At 70.1% G+C, this 1,445-nt stretch carries 3 protein-coding genes; 1 reads left to right on the top strand and 2 read right to left on the bottom strand.

Going from position 1 to position 1,445, the window contains the following annotated elements:
• The coding region (locus tag FNH04_RS45940; protein WP_194237061.1) for a PhzF family phenazine biosynthesis protein at window positions 1-268 on the top strand (268 nt) is incomplete at its 5' end.
• Window positions 269-276: 8 nt separating this feature from the next.
• On the opposite strand, the gene FNH04_RS45935 is transcribed toward FNH04_RS45940, so the two are convergent.
• Together FNH04_RS45935 and FNH04_RS45930 are read right to left on the bottom strand one after the other, a co-directional pair.
• On the bottom strand, window positions 277-747 hold the full coding sequence (locus FNH04_RS45935; RefSeq protein WP_152792142.1) for a DUF6099 family protein: 471 nt from the start codon (window positions 745-747) through the stop codon (window positions 277-279).
• Between the two features lie 294 nt (window positions 748-1,041).
• Window positions 1,042-1,404, bottom strand: coding sequence for a nucleotide pyrophosphohydrolase (locus tag FNH04_RS45930; protein ID WP_152792143.1), 363 nt, complete (start codon window positions 1,402-1,404; stop codon window positions 1,042-1,044).
• Window positions 1,405-1,445 lie beyond the last annotated feature (41 nt).

The raw sequence follows: 1,445 nt of genomic DNA, 5'->3' as shown, positions 1-1,445 counted from the left end.
AGCGGGGACCGGGGAGAAGGACAACGAGACAGCGTGGGAGTTCGAGGCGCGCAATCTCTTCCCGGTCGGCACGATCACCGAGGACCCCGCCACGGGCTCCGCGGCCGCCGCCGTCGGCGCGTACCTCCGCGACACCGGCCTGCTGGAGGCGCCCGCCACCCTCACGATCCATCAGGGCCGGCACGTCGGCCGCCTCAGCCTGCTCCGTGTCGACATCCCCGCCGAAGGGGGCATCACGGTGTCAGGGACCGCCTCCTTGATCGCCTAGCACGCCCCTCACCCCGCCTCCAGGTCCGGGAACATCTGGTCCCGGACCTCGATACGGCGCAGCATCTCCCGCACCCGGTCGCGGGATTCGTCGGCCGCGTCGATGGCCTCCATGCACTGCCAGTACGTCGCCTCGTCGTCCGCCGCGCAGGCTATGCCGACGAGCGCGATACCGACCTCGCCCAGAAGGCCCCCCAAGCCGAGGAGGGCCTGGCGTGCGTCTCCCAACTCGGTGAGCTGGGAGGCGCGTAAGGCGCCCACGGCGAGCGGCGGGGCGCTGAGGACTCCGCAGCCTCTGCCCGCCAGCTCGCTCAATCCCCTTGCCTCACCCCGCAGTTCGGGAGGGCCCGACACCGCCAGACGACTGCCTATCGCCTGGGCGAGGGCCTGTGCCTGCCACGCTTCCGTCATGATGTCGCGTTCCTCCCCACTCCCCGCCAGGGCCCGCCTGCTCGCCAGGATGAGCCGCACCGCGTCCATGCGCCGTCTCCGTCTGTCCTGACGCGCTCTTCGCACGTCCGCCCGAACTCCGCTGTCCACTACCCAGAGTGAAGGCTTGTGGGACGAAAAGCCAGAGGAAGCCCGAAATCTGTGGACAACGAATCGCCTGTGGACAACTCAATGACTCCGGAGAGTGACAATCGGATGGGGCCGCTTCCGTTGGAACCGGTTCCTCGCCTCGGGCTGGAAGCGGCCCCTCCGTCCCGTTGGAAGCGACTCCCCCGGCGGGAGCCGGTCCCTCCTCCGCGGGCAGCAGCCCCGCGCCAAGCACCCCTACGGCTCCTCCTCGGCCGCCCGCGACTCCCCGGGCGGCGGAAACCTCCGCTCGTTGCGGTCGATCTTCGCGTTCAGCGCGGCCAGCGGGTCGATGCCGAGCACCTCGCAGAACTGGAGCAAGTACGCGAGGACATCGGCGACTTCGTCGGTGACGCGGTGGGCGGTCCCGGCGTCGTCCATCACACGCGCCGACTCCTCGGGCGTCAGCCACTGGAAGATCTCGACGAGTTCGGACGCCTCGACACTCAGCGCGGCGACGAGGTTCTTGGGGGTGTGGTACTGCTGCCAGTCGCGGGCGGCCGCGAAGTCGGCGAGCCGGCGCTGCAGGCTCGCCAGGTCCAGTTCGTTCACGGGGTCCAGGTCTATCACCGGAACCTCGGTCCCCTCACGGACCCTCGCCC

Origin of the sequence: Streptomyces phyllanthi (genome assembly GCF_009377205.1) — a bacterium.
GTDB lineage: Bacteria > Actinomycetota > Actinomycetes > Streptomycetales > Streptomycetaceae > Streptomyces > Streptomyces phyllanthi.
The sequence above is the reverse complement of the archived record's forward strand: the minus strand, read 5'-3'. Positions and strand labels throughout refer to the sequence as shown.

What these genes read in the sequence shown, in the direction of transcription:
- FNH04_RS45935 (WP_152792142.1), bottom strand. Translation starts at nt 747, where the DNA reads ATGGACGCGGTGCGGCTCATCCTGGCGAGCAGGCGGGCCCTGGCGGGG.